The 19,022-nt window shown below is 48.3% G+C and carries 16 protein-coding genes; 5 read left to right on the top strand and 11 right to left on the bottom strand.

What is annotated here, in order from left to right:
- Positions 1–22: 22 nt before the first annotated feature.
- From LCH85_05555 to LCH85_05565, 3 genes are all read right to left on the bottom strand, one after another.
- Positions 23–631 (bottom strand): molybdenum cofactor guanylyltransferase, encoded by a 609-nt coding sequence (locus LCH85_05555; protein MCA0351442.1) that lies wholly within the window; start codon positions 629–631, stop codon positions 23–25.
- On the bottom strand, positions 631–2,136 hold the full coding sequence (locus LCH85_05560) for a CHAT domain-containing protein (GenBank protein MCA0351443.1): 1,506 nt from the start codon (positions 2,134–2,136) through the stop codon (positions 631–633). The genes LCH85_05555 and LCH85_05560 overlap by 1 nt, the downstream gene beginning before the upstream one ends.
- Positions 2,137–2,386: 250 nt before the next feature.
- Positions 2,387–5,017: an insulinase family protein gene (locus tag LCH85_05565; protein MCA0351444.1), complete on the bottom strand. Its 2,631-nt coding sequence runs from the start codon at positions 5,015–5,017 to the stop codon at positions 2,387–2,389.
- A 254-nt stretch (positions 5,018–5,271) separates the two neighbouring features.
- Here LCH85_05565 and LCH85_05570 point away from each other — a divergent pair, with 254 nt between their 5' ends.
- Positions 5,272–6,099, top strand: coding sequence for an STAS domain-containing protein (locus LCH85_05570; GenBank protein ID MCA0351445.1), 828 nt, complete (start codon positions 5,272–5,274; stop codon positions 6,097–6,099).
- A 128-nt stretch (positions 6,100–6,227) separates the two neighbouring features.
- Positions 6,228–7,409 (top strand): pyridoxal phosphate-dependent aminotransferase, encoded by a 1,182-nt coding sequence (locus LCH85_05575; GenBank protein ID MCA0351446.1) that lies wholly within the window; start codon positions 6,228–6,230, stop codon positions 7,407–7,409.
- A 150-nt stretch (positions 7,410–7,559) separates the two neighbouring features.
- On the opposite strand, the gene LCH85_05580 is transcribed toward LCH85_05575, so the two are convergent.
- Positions 7,560–8,117, bottom strand: coding sequence for an RICIN domain-containing protein (locus tag LCH85_05580; GenBank protein MCA0351447.1), 558 nt, complete (start codon positions 8,115–8,117; stop codon positions 7,560–7,562).
- 259 nt (positions 8,118–8,376) lie between these two features.
- On the bottom strand, positions 8,377–8,601 hold the full coding sequence (locus tag LCH85_05585; GenBank protein ID MCA0351448.1) for a LuxR C-terminal-related transcriptional regulator: 225 nt from the start codon (positions 8,599–8,601) through the stop codon (positions 8,377–8,379).
- Between the two features lie 127 nt (positions 8,602–8,728).
- Here LCH85_05585 and LCH85_05590 point away from each other — a divergent pair, with 127 nt between their 5' ends.
- Both LCH85_05590 and LCH85_05595 read left to right on the top strand, forming a co-directional pair.
- Positions 8,729–9,379 (top strand): FHA domain-containing protein, encoded by a 651-nt coding sequence (locus tag LCH85_05590; protein ID MCA0351449.1) that lies wholly within the window; start codon positions 8,729–8,731, stop codon positions 9,377–9,379.
- Between the two features lie 11 nt (positions 9,380–9,390).
- The gene (locus LCH85_05595) at positions 9,391–11,148 is read left to right on the top strand and encodes a serine/threonine protein kinase (GenBank protein MCA0351450.1); all 1,758 of its coding nucleotides are present in this window, start codon (positions 9,391–9,393) and stop codon (positions 11,146–11,148) included.
- A 118-nt stretch (positions 11,149–11,266) separates the two neighbouring features.
- On the opposite strand, the gene LCH85_05600 is transcribed toward LCH85_05595, so the two are convergent.
- From LCH85_05600 to LCH85_05610, 3 genes are all read right to left on the bottom strand, one after another.
- Positions 11,267–12,946 carry a C39 family peptidase gene (locus LCH85_05600; GenBank protein ID MCA0351451.1) on the bottom strand — a complete coding sequence of 560 codons (1,680 nt, stop codon included), beginning with the start codon at positions 12,944–12,946 and terminating at the stop codon, positions 11,267–11,269.
- Between the two features lie 207 nt (positions 12,947–13,153).
- Complete coding sequence (locus LCH85_05605; GenBank protein ID MCA0351452.1) at positions 13,154–13,378, bottom strand: LuxR C-terminal-related transcriptional regulator; 225 nt, start codon at positions 13,376–13,378, stop codon at positions 13,154–13,156.
- A gap of 113 nt (positions 13,379–13,491) precedes the next feature.
- A complete protein-coding gene (locus LCH85_05610) occupies positions 13,492–13,713 on the bottom strand; it encodes a LuxR C-terminal-related transcriptional regulator (GenBank protein MCA0351453.1) in 222 nt (73 codons plus the stop codon).
- 201 nt (positions 13,714–13,914) lie between these two features.
- Between LCH85_05610 and LCH85_05615 the strand changes: the two genes are divergently transcribed.
- Positions 13,915–14,901 carry a helix-turn-helix transcriptional regulator gene (locus tag LCH85_05615; protein MCA0351454.1) on the top strand — a complete coding sequence of 329 codons (987 nt, stop codon included), beginning with the start codon at positions 13,915–13,917 and terminating at the stop codon, positions 14,899–14,901.
- Positions 14,902–15,051: 150 nt separating this feature from the next.
- Here the strand turns inward: LCH85_05615 and LCH85_05620 are convergent, their stop codons facing one another.
- Genes LCH85_05620 through LCH85_05630 form a run of 3 tightly spaced genes read right to left on the bottom strand, consistent with a single transcriptional unit; the run spans position 15,052 to position 18,923 of the window.
- Positions 15,052–16,443 (bottom strand): hypothetical protein, encoded by a 1,392-nt coding sequence (locus LCH85_05620; protein MCA0351455.1) that lies wholly within the window; start codon positions 16,441–16,443, stop codon positions 15,052–15,054.
- Between the two features lie 24 nt (positions 16,444–16,467).
- Positions 16,468–17,754, bottom strand: coding sequence for a glycosyltransferase family 4 protein (locus LCH85_05625; protein ID MCA0351456.1), 1,287 nt, complete (start codon positions 17,752–17,754; stop codon positions 16,468–16,470).
- The gene (locus tag LCH85_05630) at positions 17,751–18,923 is read right to left on the bottom strand and encodes a glycosyltransferase family 4 protein (protein MCA0351457.1); all 1,173 of its coding nucleotides are present in this window, start codon (positions 18,921–18,923) and stop codon (positions 17,751–17,753) included. Before LCH85_05630 ends, LCH85_05625 begins: the two co-directional genes overlap by 4 nt.
- Positions 18,924–19,022: the final 99 nt, after the last annotated feature.

The raw sequence follows: 19,022 nt of genomic DNA on the forward strand, positions 1-19,022 counted from the left end.
AAGCCTCAACTAGCATTTTGGCCTATAGTACCTTAAGTGCTGCCAGTTGGTGCAAATCATCCAAGCGATTGAGATTATGTAAATGTTGATACCATGGGCTAGTGCTGGCAATTGGCCAAATTTGGGGCTGGAATTGCTCAATCAGTTGGGTTAATCGATAGTGCCCAGCGGCCAAGGCTTGCTCAAAGTGGGGCAAGCACGCCCGTTGATAGAGCGCACACAATGGTTCCCAACCACCCTGCTGTTGCGAATCGGCTTGGCGTTGCGGCACGACTGCCAAGCCATGGCGTGGCTGAGCTATTAATTCGTGCAGCAATTCAGTTGAGAGCAAAGGCAAATCGGCGGCTAGTACCAACGTCCATTCAGTGGCAAGCAGGCCCATGCCCGCTACAATTCCGGCTAGTGGTCCAGCATCAGGTACAGCATCTTGAAGCAATGGAACACTTAATTCAAGCCACTCAGCCGAATCGTTTAAGCTTATGATAACTTGATCGCATACTGTTTGAGCAACTGCCAGTGTGTATTCGAGCAAGGTTGGGCCATGCTCGCCCCACAAACGCAGGCGGCGTTTATCACTGCCAAAACGCCGCGCCTTGCCACCAGCAATAATCAAACAACCAAGCTCAGCCATCATTTGCTCAATTCAGCAATGCGCTTTTGAATTTCTGTAATATCTTGGAGCAAGCCATCGCGTTGATTTAAGAGATTAATCGGCTTATTGATACCATGGCGTTGCAGTTCCAGCTCCGTTTCATGGAGAGTGCGCTGCTTCAGAGCCAATAGTTCACGGGCATTCGCCAGCGCCTGTTGCTGATCATTGGCTGAATGTGGAGTATTTGGCTGAGTAGTGCCATGATTGGTCGTTGTTTGATTCAAATCACCAGCAACCACATTACCGAAAGAGAAATTACCGCCACTAAAGGTGTTGCCACTGCCCATGAAATTATTAATACTGTTGCCACTTGTAGGTGGTGTTGCGGGCGGAGCGGTTTCGACAGCCGGAGCAGTGGTGGGAGTTACCACCTGATTGCTTGGCGCTAGAGGATTGGGAATATTGAACAGCACGCCATCATCAGCCCGCATATAGAGCGTTGCCAAGCCCCAATCAAGCTGGCCAAAGCCATAGGCAATAATCGATTTGCGCCCTTCAGCAACACAGGCATCAATTGGCGTTCCTGTTGCGAGTACCCGATAAAATTCTTCAGCAAAAGCCTTGCCTGCTGTATCTAAAATTGATGATTGCATGGCGACAACCGCTGGAATATTGGCCGCCATCAGGGCTGGAGCAATCCCACGCAGCAAGGCAGTTGAGGAAACCGTGCTAGTTTTACAAGCATTCAACACCACCAAGCGTACCGAGGTATTGCGCAAGAGCGTTGCTAATGTGCGAGCAGTTGAAAGATGTTTTTTGCCATTGCCATCATCGAGAATTAATGCCCCGGTTGTGCCTTGGAAATCGCCATGACCGACATAATGCAAAATATGTGGTCGCCATTCACGCACAAGCCGCTGGAGTTTGGGCGCAGTTAATTGAGTTTCTTCAATAATTTCAACTTGATTTTGGGTAACCAACGGCTCTAACGATCGATGAATCGCCGCTAATTCGCCTTGAATATCGACTGGATGGGTGCTCGCCATTTCAGCTGGCAAGGATCCTACTAAGGCGATCCGTAATTTTTCTTGGCCCAAACTCAAGACTGGCACCGATTCAGGGAAGCTCAAAAATCGACAGATTGAATGATCGGTTGCCAGGGGAATTCCCGCACTGTCGCAGGCAAACTCCCATGGAATGGTGGCAACTGTCGCTAAAGCAGGGTTGTTGGCATCAATATTGAGTTTAATTCGCAATGATTGACCTTGAGCGCGAGCTGTCTCACGGGCTGCCGTAAATAACGCCCAAATTTTGCCTTTTAGTAATGTTTCGTAGAGCACAATTCCAAAATCAATCACCTGATCTTCAGTCAGCGGGGTGTTATAGTCCAAGGATGTTTGAAACGCTTGATAGCGTGGATCATCAACGGGCAAAATCAGGCTATCGCTATCTTGCATGCCTTTGGCAGTGCGCCCATGCACCACAAAACTATTTTCAGCATCTTTTGGGTTGATCGTTAATTCAAAGTCGGCATAGCTACTCATACGCAACAACTCCATAGCGCTACAGTGCGAAACTAGCAGCATCATACACTTAAAGGGCTTGTTGGGGCAAGAGTGGGCTGAGCCATTAAAACCATCAAAGAATTAGTTGTTTTTTGCGGTTAGTAGCAGCATCGGCAAGCACATGGCGTTTATGGTTTGGCACAATTGCTTAAATAATAGCTAGACGAGCCAATCACCTAATTGATAGCTCGTCCAGCTTAAATTAACTTTCGGATGTTACCAACCAAACTTAGACGGCTGGACCAGCCACACCAATCACATAGCGTTCGCTGGAAAGCAAGCGTTTGGCGGCAGCATGAATCTGCTCAAGCGTAACTGAGCCAATAATCTCAGGATAGCGCTGCACATAATCGAGGCCTAAATTGTAGCGCTCGATATTCAGCAACATATTGGCAATCCCACTATTGGCCTCAAGGCTAATCCCCAACATCCCCGTGAGGTAGGCCACTGAATCGCTGCGTTCGAGTTCGCTAATCCCTTCAGCCAACAAACGATCAACTTCCTCTTGAATGGCACTCAGTGCGCGATCAACATTTTTGGCGTTGATCCCAGCATAGATGATCCATGCGCCAGCCCCAACATCGGCATCAATTCGGCTGGTGGCATAATAGGCGAGGCCTTGTTTATCGCGTACATTTTCGCCTAAACGCCCCATCAACCCCAATTGGCCAAGCACCAAATTAGCCATCATCGCTGCATAGAAATCAGGATCAGCGCGGGCTAAACCTGGCACAGCCCAAACCAAGTCGGATTGGGTTTTGCCTGCAACCTCGATCTCGCGGCGCAGCACGCTGGGCGGCAGATCAACGCTTGGTACGGCAGTCGTTGGTGGTTCGCCTTGACCTTGCCAATCGCCAAACCAGCGCTCAACCTCGGCCAAAATCGTTGCTTCGTCAATGTCGCCAACAATTGCAATTGTGGTTGCAGCAGGGTGATAGCGCTTGGCAAAGGCGGCAAGATCAGCAGTGGTAATCCCAGGCACGGTATCTAACGAGCCATTGGGTGAAAAATAATAAGGATGATCGCTGGGATACAGTTGCTCCCGCGCAGCTTTGGAGGCTTGCGAACGGGTATCTTGCTCACTTTGGCGCAGCATGGTGGTAAATTGGGTGCGCAAACGCTCGATTTCTCGCTCAGGGAAGGTTGGGTTGCGCAGCACATCAGCCAATAATTCTAAAATTAACGGGGCATCATCGCTCAAGGCTTTGCCCCCAAACGAAGTGGTGTGGCGGCCTGCGCTAGCTGAAATCGAGCAGCCACGATCTTCGGTGAGGTTAGTAATATCGTGGAAAGTACGGCTGGTTGTGCCACGATTGAGTGCGGCGGCGGTAAACACGGCCACTCCATTTAATGCGCTTGGTTCATGGATTTGGCCCAGCGCAATTTCGCCCTGAATGCTAACAGTTGGGCTATTTGGATTGCGCTGCAATAACACCACAATGCCATTGCTCAGCACATGGCGGGTTGCTTGAGGTGCATTGTTGGCGGCAGCAGTGGCTTCAGATTCAGCCGCCTTGGCATCATAAAAACTCAAGGCTGGGTGAAATGTACGGGCAGTTGGGGTAATTTGGCCACCGCCACTGCTATTGCTTGGTGTAAAGACCCCAACATTGCGCTTTTGTGGGGCCAGATAATGCTGGGCCACTCGTTGAACATCGGCAGCAGTCACCGCTGCAATCTCTTCCAACGAACTATCGGCCCGTTCATAGGAATCGAGGGTTTGCCACATGCCCAGCATCATCGCTTGATTGCTGATTCGTTCGAGGCTATAGGCTTGTTGGGCACGCACTTGGCGCTGAATTTTATGCAATTCAGCCTCGCTAATTGGTGTTTGTTGCAGTTTTTCAATTTCAGTGTAGAGCGCTTGCTCAACTTGTTCGACTGTACGATCAGGCCGCACGGTTGCCCCAATTTCAAATAAAAATGGATCAAGCGTCGCCATAAACGATGAATATGCGCCAGTTGCTAATTCGCCCTCAACTAAGGCGCGATACAAACGGGCTGAGCGATTGGTTTGAGCGCCACCGCCTGTAAACGAAGGCGATTTACCACCCGTCAACACTGCATCGAGCACAGTCAAGGCGGCCCAATCAGGCGAGGTGGCTGGTGGGGCATGGAAGGCAATTTGAATCATTGAGTTGGGGCCAGGTCGCGAAACATGCACGCGGCGTTCGCCCTGTTGTTCTGGCTCCTCGCCGCGCACTTCGGGCAAGGGCAAGCCTTGGGGAATCGAACCGTACAATGCTTCAATTTGTTTGAGCACTTCATCGGTATTGAATGCCCCGACGACCACCAAAACCGCGTTGTTAGGAGCATAAAAGGTTTTGTAGTGGGTGTATAAATCTTCGCGGGTCATGGCGCGTAGGTCGCTCTTCCAGCCAATAACCCCATTGCGATAGGGATGGACTTTGAAGGCAGTTGAACGTAACTCTTCATCAAGCCAAAAACTGGGGCTGTTTTCGTTGCCCTCACGCTCCGAAATAATGACCGTGCGTTCAGAAGCAACTTCATCAGGATCAAATGATGAATTGACCATGCGATCGGCTTCGATTTGCAACCCCAAGCTGAGGCGATCAGCGGGCAAGGTTTCATAATAGGCGGTGTAATCGATCCAAGTAAAGCCATTGAATGTACCGCCATTGCGGGCAATCGTGGCATCAAATGCGCCTTTGGGCATCGATGGCGTGCCTTTGAACAACATATGCTCACACCAGTGCGAAATGCCCGAAATGCCCACTCGTTCATTGCGCCCACCAACTTTATACCAAATCCAATTGGTCGCGATTGGCGCGGTATGCACCTCGCGGGTGAGCACCGTCAAGCCATTGGGTAGCCGATGAAGATTGGTTGCAAGTGTCATTCAGCTGTCTCCTGCAAAAGAAACCTGTAGGTATTATAGGGCCGAAAAGCAGGCTGTGCCGCTTGCAAGCTATTAACATTGGCAGACCTAATTCACACCAAAAGGGGATTCAGTACGGGCGCATAAACAGGATTGCGAGCATGATTATTCTAGGCTATGATGAGTTTAGCCCTTGGTAATCAACTAAATGCTTCAGCGCCACTCTGATCAATCGCCGTGTTCGATCAATGGTGCCTCTCCAACGGAGCCTATCGATGCAATCTATTCTTGAGCATATTCAAGCGCACCTTGATCGCTACGTCACCACCGCCACTGATCGTGTCTTCGCAGCCAAAATTAATCTGTATCGTAGCTTTGGCTATGATCAATTGCAAACCTCAATTCGCTATGCCTATATGGCCTTTGTGAGCGATCTCAGCGCTGGCAAGGTTGAGGCGATGCCCAATTTTCTGATGCGGATTGGCCCGCAACGCGCTGAACAAGGCGCAACCGTCGAAGATATTTTGTTCGGCATCAATATGGGCGTTGAAGTGATTACTGAAGATCTGAATGCGACGTTTGCCGATAATCCTGCTGGATTATTGTGGTGGATGCAACAGATGCATGCGATTGTCTACACTGGGGCGATGAAACTCTCCGATACAATTCTCAAAGCGCGGGAACAGCATATTCGTGATCAGGCCAGTCAAATTGCCGAATTTTCGACCCCAATTATTCCACTTTCGCAAGGGGTGTTAGTTGTGCCGTTGATTGGGGTTTTGGGCGAACAACGCGCCAGCCGCATTACCGAAGCCTTATTGCAGCGCATCAGCGAGGAGCAAGCCTCAACCGTGTTAATCGATGTAACTGGGGTTCCGGTCGTTGATACTCAAGTTGCCCACAACTTAATTCAATCGGCGCAGGCAGCCAAATTAGTTGGAGCCGAAGTCTTGTTGGTGGGCATTCGGCCTGAAATGGCTCAAACGTTGGTGCAACTTGGGGTAAATTTGCAGGGCGTGCGCACCCAAGGCACGTTGCAAGCTGGGGTTGAATATGCCTTTGAACGCCAGAAACGCCAAAACGCCAAGCCAATGCGCCGCTAACTCAAGCCCAAATCTGCCCCAAATTGGTAGTACAATGAGTGCCAACAGAACCTGTGTGCGGCTCAGCGCCGAGTTGTTGCTGGGTTCTCTCGCTGTAGCAGCCAGTTTGTGGCCGTGAGGGAGCATTCATGATCACTGCGGATTTCTTTGATCAAGTGATTGATCGAGTTAACACCAATTCGGTAAAGTGGGATATGCGCGAGCAATTCTTGGGTGGTGCTGATGTGCTGCCTTTATGGGTTGCAGATATGGATTTTCGTTCGCCGCCAGCGGTGACAGCAGCACTGATCGAGCGAGCACAACACCCAATTTATGGCTATGCAGCGCGGCCTGAGCGCATGTTCAAAGCCATTCAAACGTGGAACCAAACCCGCCACAACTGGGAAATTCCTCAAGAGCAGATCGTGATTAATCCCGGGGTCGTGTTTGCATTAAATGTCGCTGTGCGGGCGTTTACCCAAGCTGGCGATGGGATTATTGTTCAGCCACCAGTCTATGCGCCGTTTTATGGTGCAATCAGCGACAATGGCCGCACGCTGATCGAAAACCGCTTGCTCGAAGTCGATGGTCGCTACCAGATTGATTTTGCCGACCTTGAGGCCAAACTCGCTCAAGCCAAAATGCTGGTTTTGTGTAGCCCGCATAATCCAGTTGGCCGGGTTTGGAACGCCGATGAACTAAATCGGATTGCCGATTTGTGTTTGCAACATAATGTGCTCGTGGTGAGCGACGAAATTCACTGTGATTTGGCTCTGTTTGCTGAATTCACCCCGCTTGGCCGTTTGCGCCCCGATTTGGCTGACCAGCTGATTACCTTGGCTGCTCCCAGCAAAACCTTCAATTTACCTGGCTTAACGACTTCGTATGGCGTGATTGCCAATGAGGAGCATCGCCAGCGTTACGAAGCCGAAAAAGGCCGCAGCGGCTATCATGTTGGCACGGTTTTTGGCGATATTGGCCTAGCGGTGGCCTATGAATCGGGTACTGAATGGCTCGATGCGCTGCACGACTATCTGCGTGAAAACTATCGCCTGATCGAACAAACTTTTGCTGATAATCCATTGGTACGACTAACCCCACTCGAAGGCACCTACTTGGCTTGGCTCGATTTTCGGGCAACTGGCTGGAGCGAAGAAGAACTAACTGAGCGGTTTCGCACCCATGCCAAAGTTGGGCCAGAAAAAGGCGGCTTGTATGGCGAAGTTGGCTTGGGCTTTTGGCGGGTCAATTTTGCCACGCCGCGCTCGTTGCTAGCCGAAGGGTTACGGCGTATGCAATTGGCGTTAGAGAGCATAGAACATAGAGCATAGATGAAGGCCATTGACCGTTGGCTATGGGCTATTGGCTATTGGAACAGACTTGAAGCTTACAATAGTTAACTGAGCGAGAATGAAAAGCAGCCCGAGATTCGATTGAATCTCGGGCTGTTGGGCTTGGAAGGGCTTCAAGTTTTCTTAGAACTAGTAATCTTGCCAGAGTAACGTAGGTTTATTTTCCCAATTATTGCAAGATACTTGCAAAATCCGAATTGCGTCAGCGCTTGAACCTTGCGATGGTTGCAAACATAAATTACTTTTCACCGATACGATGGAGTAGCTAGAACCCTTATATTTAAAGATCCAGCGCTGATTATTACCGCTATGACAGCCCCATTGAACTATCCGTGCACCAACTGCATCTGAATCGTTGTAAATATCAAGGCATTTGCCAATTTGGCCGCTATAAGTTTTGATTTGAAAGGTATCATAACCATTATGTGTGCCACCATCATACACAAAATCAAATTGTTCGTTAGCATCATTGTTACATGGCCATTGAATAATATCGGCACCATTATTTTGTGAGCCGCCATAAACATTCATACACTTTCCCGTGCCATTATTACGAATGCGAGAAACAAAAGCTTTATCAGGTGCTGATTTATCGCGTGATTGAGCGAGGCTGGAGGAACTGCCAATATGGTTAAAAATTGTGAGCAACATTCCGAGCAGTAACCATCCATACATCCGTTTGTTCATGCTAAAGACTCCAAATCTATAAAAATTCAGCTCAAATGGCCGTAAACCCTGCGATTAATTGAGTGGTCTAGGATCGATTGATGGATGGTGGCGGATGGTGAGCGGATTGTTGATGGTAGTAGATGATCAATCGAAGCCAACAATAATGTTTACATTTCCAAGCTCCTTTACCTAATTTAAAGCTCGATCTGATTGAGCAGAGTATAGTGATTGCGCTATAATTGCGCTGCTAGGATCTCCTAGCGTTCGACGGTGTATGCTAGGAATCCCGAGCATGCTGCGTAGGTTCAATTGCTAGATAGGCAAGAGTGGCACTAACCCGATTATCAACGTTGAGTTTGCTATAGATCCGATGCAGGCTGGTTTCGATCGAGCCTTCCGTCATGTGCAGCATATGGGCAATCACTTTGTTGGTTTTGCCTTGAATCAGGATTTGCATAATCCGATGTTCGCTGGCGGTAAGTTGGGAAGTAGGTTTTTGCATAGACGCTCCCTGTGATCTAGTTGATCTGAATGTGCTTTATCGTACCCAACACCAGCTTGAAGATCCATTTAGATCGTCTGTAATCTAACTAAAGGTTTTTTAAGTTGCTTGTCGAGGTAACTTGTTTATGATTCATACCACAATGGCCTTGGCCAAACTACTTGCCACCGATAGTGTTATTACGCCGCAAAGCTATTTTTTACTTGATCAACCGTGTACACTAGGCCGAATGGTTGATAACACAATCCATATCAATAAACGTAATGTTTCACGTTATCATGCTGAAATTTATTTCACCAATGATTGTTTTTGGCTCATCGATCGTGGCAGTCGTAATGGTACATTCGTCAATGATTATCAAATCTCAAATGAGCAAGCTTATTGCTTACAAAATAACGATTTTATTGGATTTGGCAATAATCGACGGTTATTAGTATTCATCTGTGATAATGCCACTACTGAGCTAGAGCATGGTACTGAGTATAATCTCTTATTTATACAAAAAACCATGCAATTTTATTTAAACCAAAACCCCATACCGATTCGTACAGGAACAATGAAATTCAAATTATTTAAACATCTTTACGATCATCGTGGGCAGATTTGTTCGCTCGAATCATGTATTTTGGCCTATCAACCGCCTAATTATCGCTATGACCCAAGCCTGGATAACCCTAACCTACATACTCATATGAGCCAATTACGAATGCTATTAGCAGATATTTATCCTGCTGAGATGATCGTAACCTATCCAAACCTTGGCTATAAGTTAGTATAAATGGTGAGCCTATGCAGGAATTAACGATCTTTGCGAAATCGAGTTTGATTCAACAACGCTATGAAGTCTATGAGATCATTGGGCGAGGTGGCTCAGGAGTTGTTTATAAAGCGCTTGATACAACGATTCGTCGTTGGGTTGCGATTAAGCAAATCGTGCGTGAGGACGGAGATTATCGACGCTTTGTTCAAGAAACCCGTATTTTAGGTGGGCTTAATCATACAGGGTTGCCAGATGTCTATGATTGTTTTGTTGAACAAGCAATGTTCTTTTTGGTGATGGAATTAATCGAAGGCGATACATTAGCTGATTTAATCGCTCGTCGGGCAACTTCTGCTACACTAGTACAAGTTTTGGAATGGGCTAAAAATTTAGGAGCGATTGTAGCATATTTACACAATCAAAATCCCTCAATCATTCATCGAGATATTAAACCGCAAAATATTAAAATAACTGCAAGCGGTAGTTTGATACTTTTGGATTTTGGGTTGGCCCAAGGATCAGCTCAAGTTACGGCTAATTCAACCCTTGATGAAGCAGCAACTGGATTTAGCCCCAACTATGCGGCCTTGGAGCAGCGCAATGGCAATCCGGTTAATCAGCGTAGCGATGTATATGCTGTTGCCGCAACCTTATATTATGCCCTAACTGGATACGCACCATGCGATTCGCTTGAACGAGCAGTGGCAATTGCTGCTGGTTTACCTGACCCGTTGATTGAATTAACCACCCATCGCCCAGAATTGCCTGTTCAGATCTTTCAAACACTCCATAAGGCACTCACTTTGAATCCAGATCTGCGGCATCCCACAATTACCGATTTTATTCAGCAATTGTTGAGCGCTGATTCAGTTCAAGCCCTAAATCGACGTTGGGTAAATCGGTTAGCTATTGGTTTAGCTAGCCTGATTGGGTTAGTTTTGCTGGCTTATCAAACTGGGCTTGCGACTTATGGGCTACAGCCAACTCAGCTACCACAACCAAATGAATTAAGTCAATTACCAAGCTCAACAAGCCAATCAACACCTACCCGTAGCGATTTATGGGCCTTAGAAGCGCCACAACCAACGCTTGTACCCACAATTTTACCAATTAGCCAATTGATTGACCCTGCTATTCTTCAAGCCGAAGCCGAACAACTCCGAGCTGAAGCAGCCTTGTGGACACCAATTTTTACTGATACGTTTGATCTCAATCGCCATAGTTGGCCTTTGACCACGACAATCGATGATTATGCCAATAGTACGCTCTCGATTAAGGATGGCAAACTTATTTTTGATGTAACCTCGATCACCCCAAGCGGCGCAACAGTTTGGGATCTCCACCGAACTATGCCCTATGTTGAAGATTTCGTAATCTCAGTTGATATTACTTGTGCGGTTTGTGAACCTTCAACCGAGCCAGGTTTATTGTTTCGCGAGAGCGGTTTGCTCAATGCTGAAACGTATTATTTTTTACGGTATGGTATCAACCAACGAGTTCGAATTGCCAAGCAACTACCAGATAAAGCAGTCCGGGTGGCATGGGATGTTGCTTCGGTGATCGATACACGTAAGAATCTAACCAATCATCTTGAATTGATTGTCAAGGGTGATCATATGGCAGTCTTTATTAATAATCAATATGCCTTGAAACTTGAAGATAGTAGCTTTTCTTCTGGCTACCCGCATATTTTTGTTTGGGTCGATGGGGCCACAACCGAGCAAGTTACCTTTGATAATCTGTATCTCGCAGTGCCACAAGATCAAGTCAATCGGACAAAACGTTAAGTTCTAGATTAAATGAGGCTCAAGGACGAAAGCGACAATCTAGCAAATATGCGGCTATTGGCTTGCGCCAGCACTGATCATGATTTCCGTGATGGCACAGCCAATAGCCAATTTCCCGCTATTGTTGGTGAATTACCAATGGCAAATAGACCAGTTTTTCATCAATCGTATCGGGAGCCGATGGCAAACTGACTTGGATAATACCTGAAACATTGTTGCTGCTATCGCGGAAGCGTGCATAGTAGGTATCAGCGATTGGCATACTCACATACTGACTAAAAGGTTGCCAGACATCGCTTGCTTGTTGGTTCGTCCAAAGTTGCATTTCAGCGATTGAGCCTGCATTGCTACTAGCAGCTAGCTCCAAAAACATTTCAGTTTCGGTATTGCTGAATAATGTGATGCTGCCAGTGATAACCTCAGTTTGGCTAGCTTGAATTGTTGCTGGAGCTGGGGCAGCTGGCTCAATTACAGGTTCTGCATTCAGCGAACCATTGCGTCGATAAATTCGCATACCACTTGGTGAGCCACGAAACCATGCTAATGTGCGACTAAGAGTGGTGCGTACACCATTTTTGATTCCAGGATCATTCACCATATAATTAGCTGGATTCGTCCCGCTTCCTCCAAGTACCACGATGAAGTGCGTTGAATTAGCGTTGCTTAATTCTACGATGACTGGCCCTTGACGCAGCTCTTGTTCCAAACGAGCATAACTAAAGCTATTGATTCGTTGGACAAAGCGTACTTTATTATTGCTACAAGGCAGAATTTTAAAGCTGCCCCAATTCATACCACAGGCATGATCGCCAAGGCAACTATTGAGGGTGCCTGGATTTTTATCTGCACCATAAAACTGAAAGACCATGGCAACCGAAGTTAATGCACAGCCTACATTACCAATGGTATTGTTACATGCTCCAATCCGATTATTCTTCCAAGCTGGATCGGCTTGCCAGAAAAAGGGCACATTCCATGGTGGGTTTGGGCTTGGAGGTGGCGGCGGTGGCGGGGTTGGTGGGGGACTTGGTGCAGCCAATGAAATATAGATTCGGCGTTGAATATTGTGCCATGAATTACTGATTGTGCTGTGGTAGCGAATGTGCAGGGTTGCAGCACCAACCGGAAGGGCACGAATATTGATGCTTGCCAGAAAGCCTGTGTTGCGAAAACGCATATCGCCATAAGCATCTTGCACATCTTGGCGTGGCTGTCCCGTTGAAACCGCATTGATTAAGCTATTGTTTAGGCGAACTTCGATTGCATCAACGCCTGAAGTTCCGTTAATCGATCCAAGATCACCTGCCCACCCACGAAGATTGATTTGGCCAAAAACAACCTGATTTTCAAGTGGCTCGTTAATATCACCGACAGGGACTGAAACTGCGGCTGGTTGGGCAGGGCTACAACTGCCAACCCCAATTCCGGTAATCCGACAATCGGTACGAGCGGCTCGTTGCATAAATGCTTCTTCGCTGAGAATCCCATCATTAGCAGTTGCATAAATTCTAAAAACTTCTCCAGTATTGGCTTGAGCATTGATAACAACCCGCCACCAACCGCTGGCATTTGGCGTACAACCACCACTGCTTCCAGCCCGATGGAATAATTCGCTGCGCCAATTGTTGACACTTTCTGAGCGAAATTGAAAATTCGGCGAATCGGCACAAATTCGTAAACCAATGGTCGTTTTGCCATTTTCAGCAATAAAAAATATTGGAAGACTATGAACGGTCGATTCGGGTTGGGTGGTATCAATGCTTGTCGTGATAGCGATTGGCTCGGTGGCCCGAGCCATATGGCTGCCCCAAAAAAGGCTTTGCAACACGATCAAGCAAGTCATTAAACACTGGCTAAGGCGCAACCATCGATAACGGGGGCTTACTCGGTTATGCTTCATCGGCGGCCTCCTTTTACCTCATTTAACATGTTTGTGGATTGAGCAGAGTATAGTGATTGCGCTATAATTGCGCTGCTAGGATCTCCTAGCTTTAGCTGATCCATGCTAGGAATCCCTAGCATGGTTATTGGGTTCAATTGCTAGATAGGCAAGAGTAGCACTAACCCGATTATCAACATTGAGTTTGCTATAGATCCGATGCAGACTGGTTTCGATCGAGCCTTCCGTCATGTGCAGCATGTGGGCAATCACTTTATTGGTTTTGCCTTGAATCAGGATTTGCATAATCCGATGTTCGCTGGCAGTAAGTTGGGATAGTGGCGTTGGCATAACTACTCCATATCTAGCCTATTCCAATCAAAATATTTGAAATGGCTACTACATCGCTCGGTCTTGGGATATTGCTATGATAAGCAATGATCGCGGTAGCCACATCGCTAATTTTAGCGATTTTTGGCTGTTGTTGTTTGTTGGAATGTTGATAATCTGCGGGCCGCATGCGCCGCTTGTTGGCGCGATTTCACCCCTAGCTTGCTAGCACTACTACGCAGATGGGTGCGAACTGTCCAGATCGAAATTGATAGGCGCTCAGCAATCTCAGCATCACTCCAGCCCTGATCAACTAATGCCAAAACATCGTATTCACGGGCGCTCAGCTTATGCATACGCGAGGTCTCCTTATATCAATTGAGCCTTCTGAATGGTCTAAAGCCAGATGCTGCGCAGCACAAGAACTTGTTGGAATGACTGTAACAGTAGCGGGGTTGTACGAGTTATATTTTTTTAGCACTCAGCTATAACTTTGAGCTTTAATCACAATCTGGATGGTTTTTTGGATGCAATCCTATGGATTTGTTGGGGGAACCATGGATCATCGCTATCAAGCCTATACCTTCGCTGAATTGCTTCGGCTGTTCTTTGAGCGAAGCCGTGAGGAACAGATAAACCAGAATCTGCTAGCCCAAAAAGTTGGTGTAGCAGTGCCAACCTTAAGCAACTGGTTTAACGGCAAATACACACCGCGCTTTAAAGATCAAGTCTTGCGGCTCGCGCAAGCACTTGGGCTAACCGCTTTAGAGGCAGATTTATTGCTTTGTTCGGTCAAGAATGCTTGGAATACCTACGGCACGCCGCATGATGTACTGCAGAAATACACAATTGTGCGCTATCGCGAAGAATTGCTCTCAAGTCGCCACAGTGCCAGCACCGACGATATTTCGTTAGCGACGGTACAAGCCACATGGCAACTTTATTTTTATGATCTATTTGTGGGCAATAATCAACATTGGGGGTTAGGCTATAAAGATGATGGGGTATGTCGAGTTGAACGAACGATCACCGATGGAGCTTATCAACTTACCTTACACAACCGCTTTCATAATGATGTTTTTATCGGTGGCGATTCCCATTGTTTTGCACCACCGATTTATTATCTCAGTGTTTACGCGAAACGCTGCTCGGGCGGAAGTGAAAATGATGGCTTTGCGCTCATTTTTGAGGAAATGAGCGATGCTAGCCATGCAATTTTCCGAATCCGCGACCAGCCCCAATTGGCATCGGTGATCAGCACGCGCAATGGTGGCGACAGCTTCCAAATCCATCTTGATCGAAAACATGTTGCAACAATTCGTCCAGGCGAGATCAACCAATTAGGCATGTTGGTGATTCATAATCAGCATCGTTTTTTTGTCAATAATGTTTGGATTGGCTCAGCCGAAATTGAGCGTATTCCTCATAGTCGGCTTGATGTTGGCATTATTAGCCAATCGATGGTTCCAGTTGTTTGTACCTTCCAAGATTTTCGGGTCTATATTCCGCCCAATATCTATGAACAACCCGAAATACTAGCTTAGCTCGAATTAACCCGATGAACGCCAAACCCCCAAAGCATATGATCAGTGATCTGGCTTATGGCACGGCATTTGAGTCCCCAACCAATGCCGTGCACCATTCAACCAAGATTCGTGCGCTTTGTGTCCTTTGTGGTTAACAACTCCTGATCGCTAACGACCCCAATCAATGCTCCCTTCAGCATCGACATTTTGAATCAAGGGAGTGCTCAGTTTGGTTTTGGGGTCGTAGAGTTGAATCGTGCCACTCCCACCAGGCGTACAAGCGAACCCATCGTTGGCGCAAACCACGAGTGCTAAAATCTCGCCTGCAGGTGCCCACGTAGCCTGCGAAACATACTCTGTTCCAGGATCAACCAGCGCTGAAACTTCAATTGGAATATCAATATAATTAATAATTTGAGGTTGATTGCCTGTGTGCACAAGATTCAACATTGGGCTACCTTTGGCTCCCAGCGAGATAAATGCGGCTCCATCACCACGCAAACTTGGCCGCACGCTGGCACTTTGCACATCCAAAGCTAAACCAATTGGCTTAGTTCCACCATTAATTGGATCGATCTGTTCAATCGTGCTGAAATCAATCAAGATTCGGTAGCCAATAAAACCAAAGCTATACAAGGCGCTACCATCACGGTTCCAGAACGGTGCATAGAAAATACGCCGTGGATCAGGGAAGGCGGCATTTTGTACCGGAGCACTCACCGGAGTCCAGCCATTTTGCCCTTGGCGACCAACCAAACCAACCGTGTTAAAGCCTTCGTTGATATCGCCAATTGTTGGTGAAACATAGGCTAAGCGTTTGCCATCAGGCGACCATGCTGGCTGGCAGCCTTGGGCAATCGTCGTGCTGGTATCGCTATTCAAATCAACCACAATCAATTGGCTATCGTTGGCACAAGCCAAAGGATAGCGATTATCAGGACTGCCGCTGACCACCGCCAAGGCTGTGCTATCAGGTGCCCAACGTGGCGCTTCATTGACATTTTGGGTCAAGGCTTGGCGATTTTCACCATCGCGATCAGCCACAAACAGCGTGCGATTATCCAAATAGGCAATCTTAGTGCCATTTGGTGAAACGCGGGCCAACTCGCCCTGCTCAGCAATCAGTTGCTCGCTTTTAGCTTTAACATCATAGCTCCACAATGCGCCTGCTCGCTCAAAGAAAATCAAGCCACTACTCGCGCTGGGTGGAGCAGGAGTTGCAGTTGGCTCAGGGGTTGGCGTTTCGGTTGGCAACGGAGTCTCGGTTGGCGTTGGGCTTTCCAAGGGCGTTGGGCTTGGCAACGGCGTAACCGTAATCGGTCCAAGATTAAGGGTTGGGCTAGCCTGCACATTACTTGCGCCAGTTGGCGTTGGTGCACCTGGCTCAGCAGTTGCAGTAGCTGTGGCGGTTGGGCGTTGCAGCGCTTGGTTTACTAAAGCAAAAGCCGTTGCAGTTTGTTGACGTAAATTCGGTGTAACGGTGATATTAACTGTTGCTGGGGCTGTACTGCATCCTACAAGAATGGCTGACAGCAGCAACCAAGAAACCAATCGACACATACGCCTTTTCTCCTACACAGTAACTTAATCATACCCAGTCAGCGCACGCTGTGGTTGTTGAGTAAGTAGTGCCCAATAGAGTTGCTCAACTTGCTCAGCCACAATCGTCGTCGCTAAACGGGTTTGGGCCGTTTGATAAGCAGCTCGGCCCAATTGTTCAGCTCGTTGTGGATTATGCAGCAATGCTGCCGCCAAAACTCCCAATTGCTTCGCTGAGCGGGCCAAATAACCATTCTGGCCATGCTGAATTAAATCGGGGGTGCCGCCTGTAGCCATTGCCACAATTGGCATACCCACAGCACAAGCCTCGAGCAAAACCCGACTCAGTGGTTCGCCCCATGTTGATGGAAAGAGCAAGAGCTTGGCCCCCGCCATCAAACGCAAAACCTCGTCATGCTCAACCCAATCCAATGCTAAAACCTCAACCCCTTGGGCTTGAATTTCCGCGACAAGCTCTGGATTTTTGCCGCCAGCAATGACAAGGGTTGCAAGCCCACCAGCCGCCCGAAAACTAGCCATGATTTCGGGTAGCAAATAGGCTCCTTTGTTGCGGGCTAATTTGCCAGTAAACAAGATATATGGTTGATTAATGGTCGTTTTAGTGGGCGTTGCTAGCACTTTGCTAATCGCCGCTAGATTGACCAGATTAGGAATTGGCCATAATTTTTCGGCTGCAACCACTGTGCTAAGCCGCTGCGTGATGTAATTGCTCAATGAAATAACAGCATCACAGGCTTGCAACAATTGTCGTCGCCGTTGCATATGCGCTTGGACGTAGGGCAAAGCCAAGAGCGAAAGCACTCCTAGCCATGGTTTGCGCCGTGCAACTAAATCAGTAGCCGCCGCCGCCCAACCAAAATCCTCAAGCGGGAGCTGATCGCCATGCAAATTTGTGCCAAAATAATGGTTTGGCCAATGATCACGCACGGTTGCCACAACTGGAATGTTAAGCTGTTGCCCAGCCAAAACTGCCGCGCCAATTCCTTGGACATGCTGTCCATGGATGATTACCTTATCACGCTGTTTGCCGATCGTCTGGACAATTGCTTGGGCAAATTGGGGCCAGAACAACTCAAAGCGCGACCAATTGGCGACAAACGGCAAGCGGGCAGGCTGATAGCCAACCTCAACCACCGGAACACCGGCCTCAACCCGCCGATGCAGCCCACGCATACCAGCTTTGGGAACCAATGCTGTCACCTGATGGCCGCGTTCGAGCAAAGCCAGCGCCAAGGCATGACTACTCCAGCCTGCGCCACCAGTGCGCGGTGGAAAAACATCGGTTGGCAACAGCACGTGCAGCGGTTTCATGGCCGCTCCTTAATCATGGTTTGCAATAATTGCTGCAAAGCTTGGCAATGTTGCTCCCATGAATAATGTTCAACCACCCGTTGGCGGGCATTCAAGCCCCATTGTTGGCGTTGCGGGTCGTTGGCAACTGCTTGCATGACGCGAGCAAGGTCGTTGATATTGCCAGCCTCAAACAATCCGCCTTCTCGCTGAGGCCGAATAATTGTATCCAGCGGCGGAATATTGGCCGTCACTACTGGTAGACCAGCCGCCATATATTCGTAAATTTTCAGCGGTGACCAAAAGAAGCCTGCCGCTTGCAAAGCTGGATGCCGCGCTGGATTGAACGGCGCAACTCCAACGCTGGCACGGGCTAATAACCCTGGCACTTCTTCATGAGCTACGGCTCCCGCCCATTCAAAACGCTCGGCATACGCTGCGGCCAAACGTTGGGCTTCGGCTTGTTCTGGCCCACTGCCAATTAATAAAAATCGCGCTGGACTACCTTGTTCAATCAACCGAATCGCTGCGCGAATAAAATCGGTCACCCCATGCCAATGGCGAAACGAGCCAAGAAAGACAAACACTGGTTGGGCTGGCGCTTGGGTCTGCGGGCTAAATGCCTGAACATTTGCGCCCCAAGGCAACTCGACAATCCGGCTGCGTTCAATTTCTGGCGGCACGGTTGTATGCAATGGAGTCACAATCTTGGTGCTATGGCGACATTGCCAAGCAGCCCAGCGCCGCATCGGGCCATGCTTGCCTGGCAAAAGCCAAGCCAGCCCATCATCAAGTTGGCGCTTACGCACTTGGGGTGGGTCAACAATCAAGGCATTGACTTCCAAAAGCGTTGGAATCCCTTGGCGAGCCGCTGCCAAAATGCCAGCCCCCGCAAAATTGTAGTAGCGCTCCATCACTGCATCGGGCCGCAATTCACGTACAAGCCGCGCAATTGCTGAGTAGCCGAGTAAACTCAAGGGCTTGGGTAGATCGGCCTCGTACCACGTAATGGCCCCGATTTGTCGCTTCGGCAGTTGCCATGGTTTGCGGCGCTGGCCTTGAGCTGGCCGCGTCACGACATGCATTTCAACCCCAAGTTGGGCCAAGCCTTGGGCAACTTCGGTTGTATGAATTGCGCCACCAAATGCACCAGGCACGCGAATGCCGCTGGCGATATACAAGACTTTCACATGCAATCCCTACAGTTTGTCGTTCAACGCTTATTATAGCCGCAAACAGCGAAGCTTGAGCAAAGAATCTAGGGTAGAGGTCAGGGGCCAGTTATCAGG

It is taken from the genome of Chloroflexota bacterium, assembly GCA_020161265.1.
In the GTDB taxonomy this organism is placed as follows: Bacteria; Chloroflexota; Chloroflexia; order Chloroflexales; family Herpetosiphonaceae; genus Herpetosiphon.